We start from the raw sequence: 19836 nt of genomic DNA on the forward strand, positions 1-19836 counted from the left end.
GGCGCCGATTTTAGCCGTTTGTGAATCCTTCGCCAAGTGTCCGGTGACAATAACGCCGCTTGGCTACTCTGTCGCCAAAGGCCCTAACAAGGCGCGTGTCGCCAGCGACAGCTCATCGGTATCCCCGGCCAGTACAGCATTAACCGCAAACCCTTGCACATAGCTGGTTAATTGCAGTGCGGTGGACTCCAGGTTGATGTCTGCACGCACCTGCTGGTGGCGCTGGGCCTTTTCCAGGCAACCGATAAAGGCGATTTGCAACCGATCCAGGTAGTGACGACCCCGGTCACGTACCGCTTCATCATCAAAACCCATCTCCGTGATCATGTTGATCAATAAGCAGCCCCGGCCGCGCACGTGCCGTACGTAAGCGTCGAAAAAATCATGAACCGATACCAGGCCCTGATTTTGTTCCAGTAGGCCTACAATGGGATCAAGTTGGGTGTGCAGATAATGGTCGAGCACCTGATACAGGAATTGCTGTTTGCTGCCGAACTCGAGGTAAAACCCTCGCCGGTTAAAATCGGTACGGGCAATGATTTCATCCATGATGGCGCCGTGATAGCCATGCTCCAGCAGGACATCAATGGCCTGGGTGAGCACGGCCTGTAAATCATATAAGGCTTTTCTGGGCATGATTTTTCACTGAGAACATATGTTCTCTCCAAGCTTAGTGGAGAAAAAGCAGCCGTCAAGCTGGAAATGTCAGCGCAGAACTTTTAGTGTTACCCCCCGATCACTAATCCCTACCCACCGAGTAAAAAGACATGGTGAAGCACGCGTTATTGTTTTTCACACTGGTTACCGGGCTGATGGCCTGTACACCAGCCGATCAATCGTCTCCAAAGGGCGCTGACACGTCCTCTGCTACGGAAGTCATCGAAGCGGATCCACAGCGCCTGCGGGCGCATCTGTTCTTCCTCGCCGATGACCTGATGCAAGGCCGGGATACAGGCTCTGAGGGGCATGAAATTGCGTCTCGATACATTGCCAGCCAATTCGAGCAGTATGGATTGCAGCCTGGCGGTGACAGTGGAACGTATATGCAACGTATCCCATTTCGCCAGTCTTACCTGGATCAATCCTCTCCCCAACTGACCCTGATCAGTGAGCAGGGGCAGGAGTCACTGACCTACCCGTCACAGTTCATCATGTCAGCAGATTCGGTGGCAGAGCAGGCCAGTGTTAGCGCTGAACTGGTTTTTGTGGGCTATGGCATTGTCGCCCCCTTGCTGGGCCATGACGATTATCAGGACATGGATGTTGAAGGCAAGATTGTGGTGGTGCTGCACGGCAAGCCCGCATCATTCCCCAGTGAGGAAGGCGCGCACTTTGGTTCTTCCGCGCAAAAAGCCAGGCATGCCGCTGCCAATGGGGCAGTGGGGATGATCTCACTCAGTACGCCAACAGCTGAAAAAGTCAGGCCGTACCAGAACTTGCTGAACTATCTGCACATGCCCAGTGTGCGCTGGCTGGACAGCGAGGGTCAACCCGCCAATGTCTATCCTCAATTGCTGCAAAGTGCCTATTTGAGCGCCGAAGCCGCGGCGAAATTGTTTGTTAATGCACCTGCCTCATTACAGGACATTTACGCCCAGTTGGATCAGGACCAAGCCCCGGAAGGGTTTGCGCTAAACCTGTCTGCAAGTCTGTCATCCGCCAGCGAGCACCGTACCATTACCAGCCCGAATGTGGTGGCCATCTTGCCGGGCAGTGACCCGCAGTTGCGCGATGAATATGTGGTTTATTCGGCCCACTCTGACCACATTGGCTTGTCGAAGTCGGTGAAAAAGGATCGCATTAATAACGGTGCAATGGACAACTCAACCGGCGTCGCCGTATTGCTGGAAACTGCGCGAATGTTCAGTCAGCAAGCGACGCCACCGAAACGATCCATCGTGTTTGTGGCCGTTACCGGTGAAGAAAAAGGGCTGCTGGGGTCAGACTACTTTGCCCGCAATCCCACCGTACCCGGAGATGCGATGGTGGCCAATGTCAATCTGGACATGCCGATCCTGACCTATCCCTTTGCGGATGTTATCGCGTTTGGCGCTAATCACAGCGACCTGGCCGACTCTGTTGCCGATGCTGCGGGCAAAGTGGGTATTGCTCTGAGTCCAGACCCGTGGCCTGAGATGGCGTTGTTTACCCGTTCGGATCATTACAGCTTCGTCAAACAAGGCGTACCGTCAGTGTTTTTGGTGCCGGGTTTGAAATCGTCAGACCCCGCGATTGAAGGGCAAAAACAGTTCACCAGCTTTTTGCATACCCATTATCACAAGCCCAGTGATGATCTGAATCAGCCCTTTAACTGGCAGGCAGCCACCACCTTTACGGAGGTGAATTTTAACATCGGACTGACATTGGCTAACCAGGAGCAGCGCCCCTCCTGGCACGAAGGGGACTTTTTTGGCGATACCTTTGCCAGCCCTGAGTAACCCTAAGTTTCACCCAGGCAAATGTTGCTTGGGTGATGTGGTGTACAAACGGCGCTCTATCCATAGGCCGAGAGCGCCGGCACAAAATAACACCACGCCTATCACCTGTAACCAGCCATTGATGGCGCGGGGAATGCGCCGGTCCCCCTGCAACGTATAAATCCGCCTGCCGCCGTTTACGGGGACTTCAAAGGCCATGCCTTCGAATCGGGTAGTGACAATACTGATGTCGTCCCGGCGCTGGTGCATTTCCCGTTCTTTTTGTTGGGTTAACTCAGAACGCCGCCGCACATCCTCCTGCACGGGGATCAATTGTCGCCAGGCAAAGAATACATTGTCCGGTTCATCATCGGTGACCACGCCAGGGGATTCGTACACGTAATGGGTTTCATCAAAGACTTGTTTTGTGAAGCCTGCATAAAAAATTCCAGCAGACAGTGCCATCAGCAGGGTTGATACGATCAACCACAATCGCTGTTGTCCGTGGCGCCGAGCACTGCGTGCTCGCAGCCATTGTTCGATATCGGGAACCTGGCGTAAGCGGGCCAGGTCTGTGTCCAGTGCCGGGTCGTTCAGTACCTCGTCCAGTGTCGTATCCAGCGCTGTCAGCAAGGCGCGTAAGATGTCGTTTGAGGGAAGCGAACGATCATTTTCGAGTTTTGACAGATACGATTGCTCGATACCCACCCGTTCAGCCAATACCGGCTGACTCAGATCCTGTTGCTGACGTAGTGCCTTAAGTTTTTCTCCCAGCGTCATGTGCTCTCCTTCATTCAGTTAATGTCGCGGCGATGACTGGGAAGTCTTGGGGATTCCTGCTGGACTGCCAAGATGAATATCGCAGACTATGCAGGAATGATAGTGACTTTCTGGCAAGAAGGGTTCGGATGTTTCCGAACCCACATTGGCTCACTCAAAAAAACGGGTTTTGATCAGTTTCCATTGATCCGCAAACCCTTCGGTAGGGCGGCGGGTAAATTCACTACGAATAAACTGGTTAATACGACCGTCGGTGTAACAGATCAGAAAATTGGCGATGATGCTTTCATCGGCTGGCAGCGTTTTACCTTCTCGCAGCTTCCGCTCACGCAGGATCTGCTTAAACTGGGTTTCCAGGCGCTCAAACAACTGCGCAATGCGGCTGCGCAGGCGATCTTGTTCGCCCATCAGCGCGTCACCGTTCAACAGTCGGGTGATACCCGGGTTCTTTTCCGAAAATCCCAGGATCAGATGCATGATTAACTGGCAACGGGTGGCGGAATCTTTTTCTTCGTTAACGATCTTGTTGATGCGGGAAAACAGGGTTTCTTCAATGAACTCAATCAGCCCTTCAAACATGCGTGCTTTGCTGGGAAAGTGGCGGTACAACGCCGCTTCTGAAACACCCACCTGAGCGGCAAGTTTAGCGGTAGTAATGCGTTGTCCAGGGTTGGTTTCCAGCATACTGGCCAGTGCCTGCAGAATCTGGGCACGTCGATTGGTTCGTTTTGTTGCGGGCATAATTATTGTTCTCCCGGTCGCTGGTGGCACTGGCTTGCGTGCCGCTTGCAGCAACGATTGTTACAGGGTTCCTCTATTGGCAAGCTGACATACGTTGCTGTATCAGCGTCAGTAGCGCACTTGCCACTTCTAGCTTTGAGGCGACAGGCAATAGCTGATCGCCACCTGACCAGAAGACATGCAACGCATTCTGATCAGCATTGAAGCCAATGCGGCTGTCAGACACATCGTTTGCGGCGATCATGTCCAACCCTTTGCGCTGCAACTTGTCTTTGGCGTAATGGGCCACATCCTGGGTTTCAGCGGCAAAACCGACGGTAAACGGCCCTTGTTGCATTTTGGCTACATCAGCAAGAATATCAGGGTTTTTAACAAAAGTAAGTGTTAACTCTTGCTGATTTTTCTTAATTTTTTGTGGTTGCTGGTCGGCGGCGCGGTAATCTGCAACAGCGGCGCAAGCGATAAACACATCGTTATTTTTGGCGTGCTGCATGACCGCTTCATGCATGTCTGCAGCACTGATAACATCGATTCGGTGAACCCCGCCTGGGGTGGGCAACGATACCGGCCCGCTGACCAAGGTCACCTGGGCACCGGCTCTCACCGCTTGTTGTGCCAATGCGTAACCCATTTTTCCACTGCTGTGGTTGCTCATATAGCGAACAGGGTCAATGGCTTCACGGGTAGGGCCTGCAGTGATCAGTATGCGTTTGCCGCTGAGCGGCCCTTTAGGGGGAGTGCCTGCCAGGGCGGCAACCAACGCTTCCGGCTCCAGCATGCGACCGGGACCGATGTCTCCACAGGCCTGTTCTCCTTCGGCGGGGCCATGAAAGGTGATCTGACGTTGATGTAACAGTGCTAGATTGGCCTGCGTGGCTGGTGCTCGCCACATTTGCTGATTCATTGCCGGCGCGATATGTATCGGTGCTTGCGTGGCCAGACAAAGTGTCGACAATAAATCATCGGCAAGACCATGGGCCAGCTTGGCAAGAATATTGGCCGTAGCGGGGGCAATAAGCAACACATCGGCCCATTTGGCCAATTCGATATGACCCATAGCGGCTTCAGCAGCGGGATCCAACAGATCCTGGCTGACCGGATGCCCGCAAACCGCTTGCAGTGATAATGGCGAAACGAAGGCTGCAGCGGACGCCGTCATTACGACGCGGACGTTCGCGCCCTGGGCACGCAATTTGCGCACTAGGTCTGGGGCTTTATACGCCGCAATACCCCCGCTAATCCCCAACAATACGTTCTTGTCACACAGACTCATGAATAACCGGACCCAACTTTTGGTGATTCTGGACCCCACATTATTGGCCGAACAAGGGCCCTATTGCTAGGGTTATTTAACACTCAATGACGGTAAGGACACCGCGCAATGGCGGCTAAACATGACCCGCAACACCTGTTGCAACGTATGCTGCGTGCGGGCCCGGATACACTGTCCAATCAGGAATTAGTGCGTCTCATGCTCGCGCCAGGCGCGCAGACACCCCGTACAGATGCACTGGCCACACAATTGTTGAACCATTTCGGCTCATTACGGGCAATGGTGAAGGCGTCTTGTGCGCAATGGCTGGCGATCAGCGGGGTAGGCCTTTCAACCTATAGCCGTTTCGTCGCGGCGAATGAGTTTTTCCGCCGCAGTTTGACCGAAACCGTCACAGAACGGCCAATTCTTAACGGTGCTCATGCGGCCCGGACATTGGTATTGCAGCAGTTGGGCAATGAGGCCCGTGAGCATTTTGCGTTACTGCTGTTGGACAGCCAGCACAGGCTAATGGCCTTTCGTCGCTTGTTTCACGGTACCATTGATGCCGCCACAGTCTATCCTCGTGTTGTCGTGCAAGTGGTGTTGGAAAACAATGCCGCAGCAGTGATTTTGGCGCATAATCACCCTTCAGGCGTTGTTGAGCCAAGTGACGCAGACAAACAGATCACCGAGCGCCTGCGCTCAGCGCTATCGCTGGTGGATGTCCCGGTGCTTGATCACATCATCGCCGGCGCCGGGCGCACCGTGTCATTTGCCCAGCGTGGCTTGTTATAAAGCGTTCATTAAACTGTCAGTGGGTTGACATATTGGCGGGCTAAGTTCAGTACACATACTGTGTGACTTTGGCAGCCCAATGGTACCGACCACGTCCGTTATTTTGACGACCTACAATTCTCCGCTTTGGCTTGAAAAAGTGCTGTGGGGGTTTCACCACCAATCCGTTTGTCCGCTTGAGATCATCATCGCTGATGACGGTTCAACCTCAGCAACGGAACAGACTATCGATAAGTTCAGGTCTCGTACTCACTTACGCATCCAACATATCTGGCAGCCGGACGACGGTTTTCAGAAATGCCGGATCCTGAACAAGGCCATTCGTGTTGCCAAGGGCGACTACCTGGTGTTTACCGACGGTGATTGCATTCCGCGTAATGACTTTGTGCAAGTTCATCAACGCTTTGCAAGACCGGGACATTTTCTGTCGGGCGGATATTTCAAGTTGTCGTTGGCATTGAGTCAGCACATTTCAGACAGTGACATCGCTACAGGACGGGCTTTTGCGCCAGACTGGCTGGTGGACAACGGACTGGCAAAGACACACAAGTTGATGAAGTTGCGCGCTCGGGGCATCACGGCAACGCTACTGAACCACCTGACCCCTACCAAAGCAACATGGAATGGGCACAATGCTTCTGGCTGGAAACGGGATATATTGGCGGTTAATGGCTTTGATGAGCGGATGCAGTACGGCGGAGAAGATCGGGAACTGGGAGAGCGAATGATTAACCATGGTATACGCCCGCGACAAATACGTTATTCTGCGGTGTGCGTCCATCTTGATCATGAACGGGGATACGTGAGCCCTGAAATGATCAGGAAAAACAGAGTGATAAGGAAAAATACCCGTGAAAACAGGCGAATATGGACGCCATTTGGGCTGGTAAAAGATTAAATCTTCGGCACTTTTTTATTGAACCTGTCGCTTATTTACTGTATAAAGTGCGCCCTCTTATCAATAGTGTTATGTGTATTGGTTGCTCGGTAATCAATTCGGCGCTGAATTTTATTGTTGTTTCGGAGACAAATACGATGTCCAGAGTATGTCAAGTAACTGGCAAGCGTCCTGCGGTAGGTAATAACCGCTCTCACGCGAAGAACGCGACCCGTCGTCGTTTCTTGCCAAACCTTCAATCCCACCGTTTCTGGGTTGAAAGCGAAAACCGTTTCGTAAAACTGCGTCTATCTGCAAAAGGTATGCGTATTATCGACAAGAAAGGCATTGATGCAGTGTTGACTGACATCCGTGCTCGTGGTGAGAAAATCTAAGGAACATTACCATGCGTGATAAAATCAAATTAGTATCAACTGCGGGTACCGGTTATTACTACACCACAGACAAGAACAAGCGTAACATGCCTGGCAAAATGGAGATCAAAAAGTTTGATCCTAAAATCCGCCAGCACGTGATGTTCAAGGAAGCCAAAATCAAGTAAAAGTTACTTGTTTTTGTCTCCAGAAAAACCCGGCTCATGCCGGGTTTTTTGCGTATCTGTTGTGCTGATCCTGACGCAGGTTACAGCGGGGTTATTTCCGGTTAGTATGGGCTATTAGTGTCCCACCCCCGAGGTTTTGCCGCTGTGCTACGACTGACTCAACAAGCCTGGAATAACCTGTTGATTGTCGCCATGTTGGCCATGATCCTGTTGTTTAATCTGACCGGGCCTGGCTGGCAGAACGAGGAATCTGTTGATGATCGCCCCGTGCCGCTGCTTCCCCCGCAAGGGGTCATTCTGAGCATTGAGAGCGACGGTAGCAAGGTGCAGCGCATTGGCAAGGGCTGGCGTAAGATACCCTCTGATGCAACGCCTGAGCCGCAGTTGGCGGCTTGGGTGCAGCGCTGGACTGAAGCCCAGGGCGTTGTTAGTGAGAAACGTCCCCCAGGCCAACCAAGCATTGTGGTGGTGTGGTTAGCGGGTGAGTCTCAGGGGCGTGTGTTTGAGTTGTTCCATGATGCGCCACAGCCCATTGTGCGCTATCAACAACGCCACTGGGTGCTGGACAATGTCTCGATTGACGATTTAACCATGCCAGGAGTTTGATCCTTGCCAGAATTACCGGAAGTCGAAGTTAGCCGCCAAGGCATCGCCCCCCACATGATAGGGCAATCCATCACTGCTATCGTGGTGCGCCAGCCACAACTGCGTTGGCCTGTGCCAGACGCCGTTCAACAAGCAACGGGTCAGGTGATCCATGCCGTCCGTCGCCGCGCCAAGTATCTTTTCATTGATACCCCAATGGGCAGTGTGGTGTTGCACCTGGGCATGTCAGGCCGGTTACGTGTCATCCCTGCCAGTACGCCGGTGGCTAAACATGATCACCTGGATATCGTATTGGACAATGGTCAGTGTTTGCGATTCCACGATCCCCGTCGCTTTGGTGCCTGTTTATGGCAGGGGCAGGACGACCCGTCGTTACCGCTGCTTGAAAAATTGGGTCCTGAACCGCTGACAGATGAATTTGATGGTAAGCACTTACACTTGTTTTCGTCAGGTAAAAAAGTGGCCGTTAAAAACTTCATCATGGACAATCACGTGGTGGTTGGAGTTGGCAACATTTACGCGAACGAAGCATTATTTGCCAGTGGGATTGACCCTCGCAAGCCTGCGGGCAAGGTCAGCAGGTCACGGTATGATCGCCTGGCCGACAACATTAAAAATGTCTTGTCACGTGCCATTGAGCAAGGCGGCACCACGTTAAAAGATTTTACCCAGACGGATGGAAAGCCCGGTTATTTCGCCCAACATCTGCGGGTTTATGGGCGAGCAAACGCCCCTTGTGAGGTGTGTGAAACGCCGATCAAATCGGTCACCATTGGCCAGCGTAACAGTTTCTATTGTCCCCAATGTCAACGGTAGTTAAATCAGGCTGACAATGGATTACAGCGCTGCCCGCCTTACTGACGCGCGGCAAACTTTTGCTGCAATGCCTTCTCCACTAACGGATGACAGAAACCACTGACATCACCGCCGTGCAACGCCACCTCTTTAACCAGGGTTGATGAGATAAACGAGTTTTCCTCGGCCGGGGTGAGGAACACGCTTTCCAGCTCAGGATTGAGCCGACGATTCATATTGGCCAATTGGAATTCATACTCAAAATCTGACACTGCACGTAAGCCACGTACCAAAACAGTTGCCTGCTGTTGTCGGGCGAAATCCGCCAGTAATCCGGTAAAACCCACGACATTCACATTGCCCAGGTGTTCGCTGATACGGCGAATATGATCAACCCGTTCGTCAAGGGTAAACAAAGGCTTCTTACTGGGGTTAGCAGCGACGGCCACGGTAACCTGACTGAACATATTGGCGGCACGCTCAATCAAATCGGCGTGTCCGTTGGTGACCGGATCGAAGGTACCCGGGTAAATGGCTTTTGTGTGCATGAATATCAGACTCCCCAATAGCCCAGTTTTTTGCGTAATTTAAAGTTGCGTATCACATTGCGCGGCATCGGCTTAAGACCTTCCCTGCCGTTGCTGAGCATATATTCTACAGCATTCAACATCCGTGCAGATGATTGCCCATCCTGGTACGGATGCAATTGAGCGACGTTATCACGAATTGCAGCGAGATGCTTTTCACTCGGGTGTAAATGATTGGCGATTGCGTCTTCCAATGCGTCGGCAGAGTGTATATCGATCAGATGTGGTTCCGGATCACGGTTTTTGAAGGTCACTACCGGTCTTCCCAGAAGTGCAAATTCAGTAATGATCGAGGACGTGTCGGAAACCATCAGGTCGGCGGCTTTGAGCACCGGCGCCAGGGATGGCGTATCGACAATGTGGCACGTGTCGCAGGTCAACTCACGGTAACGTTCAATCCACGCCGTGTCCATTTTAGGGTGAAATTTGATCAGCCATTGCCAGTCCTTGGTTTCTATCAACCGGGCAATCTCATCGTACAAGGCTGGTGCGCTGGTCAGGGCGGGCGAAAAGGTCGGTGCAAACAGGATCACCGGCTTGTCGTTGCGACTTGACCAGGTATAGGGCTCGGCATCAAACAGCACATCCACCTTTGGCCAGCCGGTTTCTACCACATTGAAGTGTCGGTCTGCGTCGCGCATCTGTATAAAGCGCTGAGTAAACAATGGCCCCTGAGTACAGTATAAATCGAACATACTGCGCATTCGGAAGTGGCCTTTTTTCTTCCATTCAAAGCCATGAAAGACCTGCACCTTGAGACCGGGAATAAAACGAGGCACCAAATTGCCAGGTACGAAAACAGCGTCAGGCTTAAAGGCCCGGATGGCACCAACGCTGGTCAGGCGTTGCTCATGGGGTTCAAAGTAGTCGAGATTAACGTCACTGCCTTCAACAAACCAGGCAACTTTGTCCCCACGCTGTTGTGCTTCAGCCTGCAACGGGCGCAGGATCTCAAAGGAATAGTTTTGACCGATATAAAACAGGTAGTGCCTCATTTGACCTCTCTGATGACCTCGATGATTTCGGTGGTCGAAATGGATGGTGTACGCGGCAGATAGACCACCTCACAGATGTCGTTAAACTCGTCAAACCGGCCTTCCCAGTCGTTACCCATCACCAGTACATCGGCATTGTGTTGTTGGATATATTCCCGTTTCTTTTCCAGCGACTCCTCTACAAACACCGCATCGACAAAGCGTAATGACTGAATAATTTCCATGCGGCTGGATAAGGGATACACCGGTGCCCGGCCTTTTTTGCTCTGATTCAGTTCATCTGACGATATACCCACTGTCAGATGGTCGCCCTGCGCGCGGGCTCGCTTGAGAATATTAATGTGCCCTACGTGGAAGACGTCGAACGTGCCAAATGTGATTACTTTTCGCATTGCGTATCCTGATTACCAGCGGTAAAAGCCGTTGACTCGCGTGAATGAGCCGCCAAATACGCTGCGGCCGGTATACAAGGTTACTCCCCAGAAGCCTTGTGGAGTAGCCTGACTAAATGTGGCTTCGAGCTCTATACCGTTGTCGTAAGTGTAGGTGGCTTCAGACTGGTTTTGAATGTGTCGCAAGGTGATATCCAGCAATTGGGTTGAAGACATTTGCCAGTTGACGTTCATTGCATGGACATGGGCTTTTACATCATCACCAAACTGACGTTCGGAACCACCCCAGTGGCCCATCACCCGACCTTCGTTAGTGTATCCTTGCTGATAGAGGTGGTGCACATACCAAGCCGTTGACCAGCGGGTAAATTCGTAACGTAGGCCGATGTTGTCAGTCAGCACAGGAAGGTACAGGCCGGCAGACAGTGTTTCATTGCCGAGCTTATAATTTTTTTCACCTTCGGTATCTTCACCGCCAATTTCACCATACAACACAAACGGAAAATCACCGTCGTAGTGGTAGCGGGCGGTGACGGAGGCCTGTTGGTTACCAAACTCAAAATTGGGGTCATCGCCGGTGTAATCTCCCACGTTGTCTTTACCGGCCGGATTGAAAATGGCCTGGATCACATCACTGAAATCAACTTCCCGCAAACCGCCGCCAAATTGCAGGGTGCGATTAATGCCAAGGGTAAGATTATCAATGGGCTGGAAGCTGATATGCAGTCCGGCATGACGAGGTTCGCCGGGAGTCACCTGATCACCCAGTCGTATGCCTTCCACGGTTTCAAGTTTGCTGTAGAAAAACGTGTAATTCAGCTGCCAGTCGGTGATCGGCGCAACGTTACTGACTGTGATGGAGGGGGACGGCTTGGCGTGTGTACTGACCAGCATTGCGCCGTCCTGCATGGGTGAAAACCAGTGTTCCCGATAACCGATATCGACTTGCGCATATTCAAACCCGGCTGACAAAGCCGTTCCCCAATGAACGAGCCCTTGTTCATCATCCCAGCGTGTCCCGACACTGGCCATTGCATAGGGAGTGAGCATCGTGAACCCTGCAGTTGACAGCGAGAAATGGGTATCGCTGTTCATGCCCCGCTGATTGGGTAAGGCTTTCAGTTCACCACTGTCGAATCCTGCACTGATACTGCGATGGGTCCAGCCCCGCTCACGCCGGTAGCGGTCAAGGTATTGGGACAGCAACTGATAGAGGCGCGGGTGCTCGGATTTGAGTTTGGGTAAAACCCGATGCAAGTCCGCCGCTTTGTAGGGTTTAACCAGCGGGGCATTGCCGGTCAGGGCAAAGGCTTTTTCGATATGGTGTTCGACTTCTGGCGACATATTCAGTGGCAGATAAGGTGACACACCCTTGGCCGCAACCCACGTCGGCAAGACTGCCACACACAGTAAAAGCTTTTTTAACACTGGGTTTCATTCCCCTGACAAAAACAGCACCGGATCATACGTTTTTTCCTTGTCCATAACCACTCAGCAATGCCTGCCAATCATCCATACAAAAATGGTAGTCACCGTTTTTGCCGTGTTCTTTGTGCAATGAGCGTTGCAGACGGGAAAGGTTGTGCGCTTTCCAGCGGTTGCCCCGTCGGCGTCCGCATTTGTCAAAATCAATTAACCAAACGCGTTGTTGGTCATCCAACATAATATTGTGGATATTCAGATCATGGTGATAGATCCCGTGGTCATGAAAGCGTCGGATAGTGGCGCCAATATCCTGCCATTGCTGGGCTGACAGAGACGCTTTACACAACCGGTGATGTGCATCTGTGGCGCCGGGAATACGCACCGTGATCAGATCGCAACGGTAGCCCAACCCGTGGCGGCTTACCCGACCGGCAACCGGAGCCGGGCAGGGCAGACCAAGGTCCTGCATGTACTGTAGTAGCGTTAATTCCTGCCACACACGGGTGCGGGCTATACCCAGGTACAAAAACGTATCGGTGATCCATCGTCCAACCATGCCGCCGCGGCAATAATGGCGTAGAACCCAGGCATGTTGTTGATGTTGAATAAAGTGCGTGGTGCCGCGTCCGGGCGCACTGCCGGTCAGCTGTCCCAGCGCTCGCCAATGGTCGGGTTCAAACCAGTCACTGCTGACCTGATCCAATAGCGAAGCGGGCGCAAACAACATTTGATGTTGGCAAATTTTCTGCTGAATCAAGGTCATGCTACACTTCGCCCCAATGAAAGAACGCTCATTGTAAATAAAAATGTGTGACAATGCGCCCCAAAACCGACAGAGGCTGTGTCGTTGAGCAAACAATCTTCAAACCAAGACATTGAACTTATCCTGGGAAATTCCAATTCAAACTTTTCCGGTGTGACGTCTACCATGTTGCAGGTATCTGCCGAGCAGCGTAAGTGGGTAAATTTGCGCATCATGGGCAGACACCATCTTACCGACCCGTCGTTGTACATCGGCTTCTGGGATGTGGTGAAACTGTGCCAACGGCCACTGGCAAATGGCAAGTGGCGGGTGTTTCACGCTCGTCGGGTGGATGAGATGATCCAGGGCTTATTATTGCGCTATGTGTTTCGTTGCAAGCTGAAACTGGTGTTCAGTAGTGCTGCCCAGCGTAAGCGCTCTGGCTCGACGGTGTGGATAACACGAAAAATGGATGCCGTAGTGGCCGTCAGTCAACGTTCGGCCGGTTTTCTGGCCGATCCACCGGACAAGGTGATCCCTCACGGCGTGCAAAGCAATACCTACGTGCCAGCCGAAGACAAACACGCTGCATGGCAGGCGTTAGGATATGGCGGACGTATTGGGATCGGCATTCTGGGCAGGGTAAGAAAGCAAAAAGGTGTTCATCACTTTGTCCACGCCTGCATCAAGGTATTACCCAAATACCCCGACGTGACCGCCGTTGTTGTCGGTGCCATTTCTTCATCTCATCAGGGATTTGTCGACGAGTTGAAACAAGCCATTGATGCGGCGGGTTTGTCTGAGCGCATTGTGTTTACCGGAGAATTACCCTTCGAGCGTATCCCGCCGATCTTTTCTGCCCTGTCATTGGTGGCTGCGCTGAGCGATAACGAGGGCTTTGGATTAACCGTACCAGAAGCGATGAGCGCTGGTGCCGCAGTAATGGCAACCGATGCCGGCGCCTGGCCAGAAATCATTCGGCCGGGTGTTGACGGACACGTCGTGGCGGTCAACGATCGGCAGGCCATGATAGAAAAGCTGGATACCATGCTGTCTGATCAGGACGCCTTGTCGGCTATGGGGAAAGCCGGCCGTGAGCGTGTTCTGGCTGATTACAGTATCGAGCGAGAAGCCCGTCAGTTGCTGGACTTTTTTGCTACCTTGCAATGACGTTTGACGGGCCCAGCAAATCATACAGCAGTGCCAGGTGTTGCAATGTTCGCTGCAATGCGCCGCGGTTTTGTGCCACGACGCAGAGTCCGCCTTGCTGCGCTTTTTGGAACAGCGCCGGATCGGTGAGCAATTGATACACTGCAGTGTCTAAGTCGCTTTGAGCGGTTATGGTAAACAATGCGCTTTGTGCTGTTAGCGCGTCGAAAAGCTGCGGGTTGTTGTGCTGACTGGGGCCCATGATAACCGGCACACCGAAGCGGGCGGCTTCCAGTGCGTTGTGGCCACCCCGAGGCGCGATACTACCACCGACAAAGGCCAGCGTAGCAATGCCGTAATAGGCACCCAATTGGCCCATTTCATCCACCACCAGAACATCGGTTTGGTCGTCAAGACGCTCCCCCAGTTGACTGGAACGACTGACGTGCCAACCGTCTTTTTTACACAGCGATACCACTTCATCAAAGCGTTGAGGGTGGCGAGGTACGATCACCAGCCGCAGGTTTTGTCCTTGCTGACGCAGCTTTTTCAGGCTTTGAAGCAGATAGTGTTCTTCTGGCGCATGGGTGCTACCGCCGAGCAGCAATGGGCGCGAAGGACTAGCGATTTTCTGCTTCAGGTTGTCAATAGCGGTTTGAGAGATGTCGGGCAGATCAAACTTCAGATTGCCCGTTACATGCAAGGCGTTGGCTGAAATACCCAGGCGTTGAAAGTTGTCGTAATCTCGCTGTCCCTGCACACATGCGCAGGTGATGCTGGCCAGAGCTGGCGTCAGCAAAGCCGATGCTTTTTGATAACGCCGGAAAGACCGGTCTGTCATACGGCCGTTGACCAGCTTGACGGGGATGTGACGGCGCGCGCAAGCCCGCAGCAGGTTGGGCCAAATTTCGACTTCGGCGATGATCATCTGCGCCGGTTTTATGTGATTCAGCAATCTTGCCACAAATCCGCCAATATCCAGCGGCAGATAGCAGTGTTGAACGTTGTCGCCAAAGCGCCGTTCGACCTCTGCAGCGCCTGTCGCGGTAGTGGTGGTTACTGTCACCGAATGCCCTTGCCCAAGGCATTGTTGGATCAGCGGGACCATCATCACCACCTCACCCACCGACACGCAATGGACCAGAATACCGTTGGGGCGCGTCGCAGGAAGCAACAATCCAACCCGTTGCCAACCCCGTTTACCGCGCCCCTGACCGCGCAGGTGATCGACAATCTGACGGATCACAACCACCGGTAACGCCAAAATCAGTAATATAGCGTAGCAAGTTCGCCAAAAGATCAGTGCAAGCAGGGACGTATCCTCCATGTTCTGGCATTACGGGTGTTGGGGCGGGTGTTATTGCGCCTTGAGTCTAGCAAATCCCCTGCGCCACGAATAGCGTCGTGTATGGGGTAGTTTTTTTCGTATGGGTACTGCTTTCGCCGAGAGTTGGTCTAGTATTGAATTTGGGACACGGCAGGGAGTTTATTTTGCCATCACAACAGGGATTCCGCAGGCTCTTGCATATTGGATGGTTTTTATGTGCCTCGCTGGCCTTGCCAGCGTTGGGTCAGCATGCTGCATCTGACGTTTTGGTGGTGGCACATTCCTCGGTTCAGATCGACACCCTCTCGCGCAGTCAGTTGCGGCGTATATTTACCCTTCGTCAATCAACCTGGCCTCAGGGCGTACCCATCACGGTCGTGGCCATGCCGGACAGTAACGCGGCACATCAGGTTTTCTGCAAAAAGTTGCTCAGATTGTTTCCTTATCAGTTGGAGCGCACCTGGGACAAGGTCGCGTATTCGGGCTTAGGCGAGCGCCCTTTGAGCGCCCAGAACAGCGCCGAAATGATCGAAATTATTCGCCAGCAGCCCGGCAGTGTGGGTTATCTGCTGATTGATCCACAGGAGATACCTGAGGATGTGCATGTTATTCACGTTAACGAGGATTAGGCCATGAAGATGAAAAGGACAATCATCGTCACTTTTTGCCTGTTATACGGTAGCGTTTGCCAGGGGCAACTGAACGAACCTGTGGTACACGGTTTCGTGTCGCAGGGGGTTATACAGGCCAAAGACAGCAATTACATCAATCACGATGGTGAGCCATCGCTGCGCTTAACGGAAATCGGTGTGAATATGTCGATGCGTTTGCACGACAGAGTCCGCGTGGCAGGACAGGGTATCTATCTCAACGGCGGCAACCGATACCCGGAAGGTGTGCGGATCGACTATCTGTTTCTGGATTGGCAACTGGCGTCAGGTTTGGACTGGCAGATGAACGTACAGGTTGGTCGGGTCAAAAACTACCATTGGTTGTTTTCCGCTACCCGGGATGTGCCGCATACCCGGCCATCGATCATTTTGCCCCAGTCGGTCTACTTCGACAGCTTCAGGGACATTTCGTTGGGTAGCGACGGTGCGGCACTGTTGGCCAATGCCGATACCGCCGCTGGCAGCCTGGAATGGCACTGGAGTTATGGCACTTCCCCCATCAGTGATGAGCAAAGTGAAAACCTGTTTTCCAATCTGGCAACCGGTGAGATAAAACAAACCAAAGACCACCAGATGAGCCTGGTATTCAAGCCCATCGGCACCAGTATGGAGTTAGGGCTCAGTGGTGTGAATGCGGCGTTTGATTATCATCAGGGGCCACAAGATCGGGTGTTCTCCGGCAGTGCGACGTCGAAACGTCTGATGCTGCGTTTCCGATACAGCTCAGAAAACTGGGAATTGTCTTCAGAGCTATTGCGTGAATGGGTTGCCTATTACGGCGTGTTCGGTCCCGGCGGGGATATCCATCAGGCCTCCGAGGGGGGCTATTTGCAATGGCGTTATTTTCTCTCTCCGGAACTTACCTTGCTGGCGCGCGCCGATCTGTTTGATTTGAATCGTAAAGATCGCTCAGGGCAGCTTCGATTTGAGCAAACTCAGGGCGCCGTACCGCGCTATTTTGGTTACATGGATGATGTGACCTTGGGTGTCAGCTGGAATATCGCGCCGCAGTGGCGCGCCCAGTTCGAGTATCATCGGGTCAAAGGCGCGGGACGACTGGCACCGGTGATCCTGCCCGATACCGTGCATAACGATCAGGAGTACTGGGACCTGTTCGCGGTGCAGATCATGTACTGGTTTTGACCTCGATGCGTCCGTTTCTCAGTTTGTCATGGAAGTTATTGGGCGTGCTACTGGCCGTTATGCTGAGCGCGTCGGTGACCATGACCTGGCTGTGGTTGCAGCGATCTGCACAGGAGTTTGCCTCACAGCAGCAATCCATCCGCGATCAGAGTGCCCGCCAGTACCAGCTGGTCAATCAGATGATGCGGGGCCGACTGGAGGCATGGCTTGAAGGACTGATCCATTTTCAGCCCAATGTGAAAGTAGATACCCTCACGCAAATGTTGCAAAGCGAATGGGAGTTTTTGCAGATCAATTGGCAGGTCAATGACATCTGGCTGTTGTCTGAAGGACTGCAGTTACGCTACAGCTCAACATACAGCTTGCCGGACTATGTTTTAAACGGCAGTCAACAGGCCCTGCAGCAGCAGGCCTCGGGAACCACGGTGTTTTGCGCATCTCAGTGTCAACAACTGTTGTTTATGCCAGTGCTGACTGACGATGATGCGGTGCATGTGCTGGTGGCCAGCTTTACCTTACTCGACAGTCTGGCATTTTTGCATCAGTCCACCCAGGCTCAACTGGCCATCGTTAATATTGATCCGCTCAAATTTGATCGTCGCGAGGGAGGGATCCGTTTTCTACAGCCCCTCGGTAGTCAGCTGGAGCAATCGCTCAGCGCATTACTGGCAGCCCTTGAGCGCGACACCAGTGCCCAACAGCTACTTTCCCAGGGGGCTAAGGTATCCCTTAATGAACAGGTCAGGCTACTGACCCTGCTGGACATGCAAAGCGCCGAGTCACCTCACCATTACCTCATGCTGGTGCACGATATAACGGATGAAGCGGCGGAATTGCATGACTATCAGCGTAAGATCATTGGCGTGGCGGTGAGCGTGTTCTCGCTGCTGCTGATTTTGCTGTTGGTGGTGACCGGTCGATTCCGTCAGCGTCTGATGTTCATTGCCTCCCGTTTACCCTTGCTGGCCAATCGACGTTTTGATGTGTTTCAGGAACGCACCGTGTCTGGAGGACGCTGGTTCCGGGACGAGCTCGACACGCTACAGCAAGCGGCTGCCAAATTGGCCGACCAGTTGTCTTCCCTGGATGAGCAAGTCAATCAGCGCACCCAGGAGCTGGAGCGCATCGCGATGTACGATGAACTGACCCAGTTGCCGAACCGCAACATGCTGACTTATCAACTGAACGATGCAATAGCCAGTCTGAGTCGGTTGCCTGGCTATGTGATCCTGTTGTTTCTGGATTTGGATGACTTTAAAAAGGTCAACGACAGCTACGGTCATGACGCCGGGGATCAACTGTTGATTGAGGCGTCTGCGCGCCTTTCTTCGGTGCTGCGCAGCACCGACATGGCCTGTCGACTCGGCGGTGATGAGTTTGTGATTCTGTTGCGTCATGTGGCGCACCTGGAAGCCGGGGTGCTGGTGGCGCGTAAAGTGCTTGAGCGATTCAAGGCGCCGGTGCGGATTGGTGACGCCCAGTTTTACGTATCCTGCAGCATCGGACTGGCGATCACAGACCAAACCCAATGTTCCAGTGCCGAACTGATCCGCTATGCGGACACGGCGATGTATGCTGCCAAGCGCGCTGGCGGAAATTGCTACCGGTTGTTTGACTCTGCCATGTCGCAACAGGCATTGACCAAGGTGGCATTGGAATCAGAAGCCCGCGAAGCATTGCTGAACAATCAGTTCTTTTTCGCGTTGCAACCACAAGTCAGCATGCAAGATGACGCGCTGACCGGGTTTGAAGCGTTGTTACGCTGGCGCCATCCTGACAAGGGCTTGATTGCTCCGGGCACGTTTATTCCGGTGCTGGAACACACGGCGTTTTTTGTGCACGTGGGGTACTGGGTCATGGAACATGCTGTCGGCTTGTTGGCGATGTTGCGAGAATGGGGATATGGCCATCTGACAATCGCTATCAACCTGTCTGCGTCCCAATTTCTCGACAAGGCCATGATCCCTCGCTTGCGGGACCTGATCAATGACTCCGGCATCGACCCAAGCCGACTCGAGGTTGAGTTGACGGAGAGTTCATTGTTGCATGAAACGGAGCAGGCTCTGGTGATCGCCGATGAACTTAAGTTGATGGGGATCAAGCTGGCCATTGATGACTTTGGTACCGGTTATTCGTCGTTAAGCTATTTGCGCAATATCCCGGCAGAAGTGATCAAAATCGATCGGGGGTTTGTGCAGGGGATGCTGGAAAATGAAGCTGACCGCCATATCGTTGCCGCGACCATTGAATTGATCAACAACCTCGGATTGACGGTGGTCGCCGAAGGTATCGAAACCGCCAGTCAGTACGATACCCTGCGCAGGCTCAATTGTGACGTCGGACAGGGCTTCTGGATTGCAAAACCGATTGCAGAAACAGAGTTGCTGTCTGCGTTGCGTCAGCATTGTGAAAAAGGCTACTGGAAACTACCATCCGACCATATTCAGCGCCCCCTCATCGGCAATCAACCCAAAATGTAACGAGTCTGTTACACTGCAATGCATGCGCGGGTGATCTCCGACCACACAGTGGTTATCATCGTCATCAAGTTCTTTTAGAATAGCGCCCTTTTCAAGC

21 protein-coding genes are annotated in these 19836 nt (G+C 52.9%); 11 read left to right on the forward strand and 10 right to left on the reverse strand.

All coding sequences use genetic code 11. The features are described 5' to 3' along the window. Positions 1–63: 63 nt before the first annotated feature. Positions 64–636, reverse strand: coding sequence for a TetR/AcrR family transcriptional regulator (locus tag LJ739_RS14665; RefSeq protein ID WP_229161707.1), 573 nt, complete (start codon positions 634–636; stop codon positions 64–66). A 176-nt stretch (positions 637–812) separates the two neighbouring features. Between LJ739_RS14665 and LJ739_RS14670 the strand changes: the two genes are divergently transcribed. Continuing rightward, entirely contained in the window at positions 813–2438 is a 1626-nt protein-coding gene (locus LJ739_RS14670; RefSeq protein ID WP_229162108.1) for a M28 family peptidase, read from the forward strand. Between the two features lie 9 nt (positions 2439–2447). Here the strand turns inward: LJ739_RS14670 and LJ739_RS14675 are convergent, their stop codons facing one another. From LJ739_RS14675 to coaBC, 3 genes are all read right to left on the reverse strand, one after another. After that, entirely contained in the window at positions 2448–3197 is a 750-nt protein-coding gene (locus LJ739_RS14675) for a helix-turn-helix domain-containing protein (protein ID WP_229161710.1), read from the reverse strand. 150 nt (positions 3198–3347) lie between these two features. Beyond that, positions 3348–3938, reverse strand: a complete 591-nt coding sequence (slmA, locus tag LJ739_RS14680) for a nucleoid occlusion factor SlmA (protein WP_229161713.1) — start codon at positions 3936–3938, stop codon at positions 3348–3350. Positions 3939–4011: 73 nt separating this feature from the next. Continuing rightward, positions 4012–5211, reverse strand: a complete 1200-nt coding sequence (gene coaBC / locus LJ739_RS14685) for a bifunctional phosphopantothenoylcysteine decarboxylase/phosphopantothenate--cysteine ligase CoaBC (protein ID WP_229161715.1) — start codon at positions 5209–5211, stop codon at positions 4012–4014. A 108-nt stretch (positions 5212–5319) separates the two neighbouring features. Between coaBC and radC the strand changes: the two genes are divergently transcribed. From radC to mutM, 6 genes are all read left to right on the forward strand, one after another. Then, positions 5320–5988, forward strand: a complete 669-nt coding sequence (radC, locus tag LJ739_RS14690) for a RadC family protein (protein WP_229161717.1) — start codon at positions 5320–5322, stop codon at positions 5986–5988. Between the two features lie 79 nt (positions 5989–6067). Continuing rightward, positions 6068–6886, forward strand: coding sequence for a glycosyltransferase family 2 protein (locus tag LJ739_RS14695; protein ID WP_229161719.1), 819 nt, complete (start codon positions 6068–6070; stop codon positions 6884–6886). A gap of 137 nt (positions 6887–7023) precedes the next feature. Further along, entirely contained in the window at positions 7024–7260 is a 237-nt protein-coding gene (gene rpmB, locus LJ739_RS14700) for a 50S ribosomal protein L28 (RefSeq protein WP_229162109.1), read from the forward strand. A gap of 11 nt (positions 7261–7271) precedes the next feature. Next, entirely contained in the window at positions 7272–7427 is a 156-nt protein-coding gene (gene rpmG / locus LJ739_RS14705; RefSeq protein WP_229161721.1) for a 50S ribosomal protein L33, read from the forward strand. A gap of 144 nt (positions 7428–7571) precedes the next feature. Continuing rightward, positions 7572–8033, forward strand: coding sequence for a hypothetical protein (locus tag LJ739_RS14710; protein ID WP_229161724.1), 462 nt, complete (start codon positions 7572–7574; stop codon positions 8031–8033). Between the two features lie 3 nt (positions 8034–8036). After that, a complete protein-coding gene (gene mutM, locus LJ739_RS14715) occupies positions 8037–8849 on the forward strand; it encodes a bifunctional DNA-formamidopyrimidine glycosylase/DNA-(apurinic or apyrimidinic site) lyase (protein WP_229161726.1) in 813 nt (270 codons plus the stop codon). A gap of 38 nt (positions 8850–8887) precedes the next feature. Here the strand turns inward: mutM and coaD are convergent, their stop codons facing one another. The 5 genes from coaD to LJ739_RS14740 are packed head-to-tail and all read right to left on the reverse strand — an operon-like array spanning position 8888 to position 12990. Next, positions 8888–9376: a pantetheine-phosphate adenylyltransferase gene (coaD, locus tag LJ739_RS14720; RefSeq protein WP_229161727.1), complete on the reverse strand. Its 489-nt coding sequence runs from the start codon at positions 9374–9376 to the stop codon at positions 8888–8890. 5 nt (positions 9377–9381) lie between these two features. Next, positions 9382–10410, reverse strand: coding sequence for a CDP-glycerol glycerophosphotransferase family protein (locus LJ739_RS14725; protein ID WP_229161729.1), 1029 nt, complete (start codon positions 10408–10410; stop codon positions 9382–9384). After that, the gene (locus tag LJ739_RS14730) at positions 10407–10802 is read right to left on the reverse strand and encodes an adenylyltransferase/cytidyltransferase family protein (RefSeq protein ID WP_229161731.1); all 396 of its coding nucleotides are present in this window, start codon (positions 10800–10802) and stop codon (positions 10407–10409) included. The genes LJ739_RS14725 and LJ739_RS14730 overlap by 4 nt, the downstream gene beginning before the upstream one ends. A 12-nt stretch (positions 10803–10814) precedes the next feature. Beyond that, positions 10815–12230, reverse strand: coding sequence for a capsule assembly Wzi family protein (locus tag LJ739_RS14735; protein ID WP_229161732.1), 1416 nt, complete (start codon positions 12228–12230; stop codon positions 10815–10817). A 34-nt stretch (positions 12231–12264) separates the two neighbouring features. Further along, positions 12265–12990: a 3-deoxy-D-manno-octulosonic acid kinase gene (locus LJ739_RS14740; RefSeq protein ID WP_229161733.1), complete on the reverse strand. Its 726-nt coding sequence runs from the start codon at positions 12988–12990 to the stop codon at positions 12265–12267. A gap of 165 nt (positions 12991–13155) precedes the next feature. On the opposite strand from LJ739_RS14740, the gene LJ739_RS14745 reads away from it, so the two are divergent. Then, the gene (locus tag LJ739_RS14745) at positions 13156–14139 is read left to right on the forward strand and encodes a glycosyltransferase family 4 protein (protein WP_407646793.1); all 984 of its coding nucleotides are present in this window, start codon (positions 13156–13158) and stop codon (positions 14137–14139) included. Here LJ739_RS14745 and LJ739_RS14750 read toward each other — a convergent pair. Further along, on the reverse strand, positions 14126–15445 hold the full coding sequence (locus LJ739_RS14750) for a 3-deoxy-D-manno-octulosonic acid transferase (RefSeq protein ID WP_229161737.1): 1320 nt from the start codon (positions 15443–15445) through the stop codon (positions 14126–14128). The two genes, LJ739_RS14745 and LJ739_RS14750, sit on opposite strands and share 14 nt — an antisense overlap. A gap of 164 nt (positions 15446–15609) precedes the next feature. Here LJ739_RS14750 and LJ739_RS14755 point away from each other — a divergent pair, with 164 nt between their 5' ends. Genes LJ739_RS14755 through LJ739_RS14765 form a run of 3 tightly spaced genes read left to right on the forward strand, consistent with a single transcriptional unit; the run spans position 15610 to position 19739 of the window. Continuing rightward, positions 15610–16074 (forward strand): type 2 periplasmic-binding domain-containing protein, encoded by a 465-nt coding sequence (locus tag LJ739_RS14755; RefSeq protein WP_229161739.1) that lies wholly within the window; start codon positions 15610–15612, stop codon positions 16072–16074. Between the two features lie 9 nt (positions 16075–16083). Next, a complete protein-coding gene (locus LJ739_RS14760) occupies positions 16084–17259 on the forward strand; it encodes a TonB-dependent receptor (RefSeq protein WP_229161742.1) in 1176 nt (391 codons plus the stop codon). Positions 17260–17264: 5 nt separating this feature from the next. Beyond that, complete coding sequence (locus tag LJ739_RS14765; protein WP_229161745.1) at positions 17265–19739, forward strand: putative bifunctional diguanylate cyclase/phosphodiesterase; 2475 nt, start codon at positions 17265–17267, stop codon at positions 19737–19739. Positions 19740–19836: the final 97 nt, after the last annotated feature.

The sequence above is a fragment of the Fluctibacter halophilus genome, assembly GCF_020687825.1.
Taxonomy (GTDB): Bacteria; Pseudomonadota; Gammaproteobacteria; order Enterobacterales; family Alteromonadaceae; genus Fluctibacter; species Fluctibacter halophilus.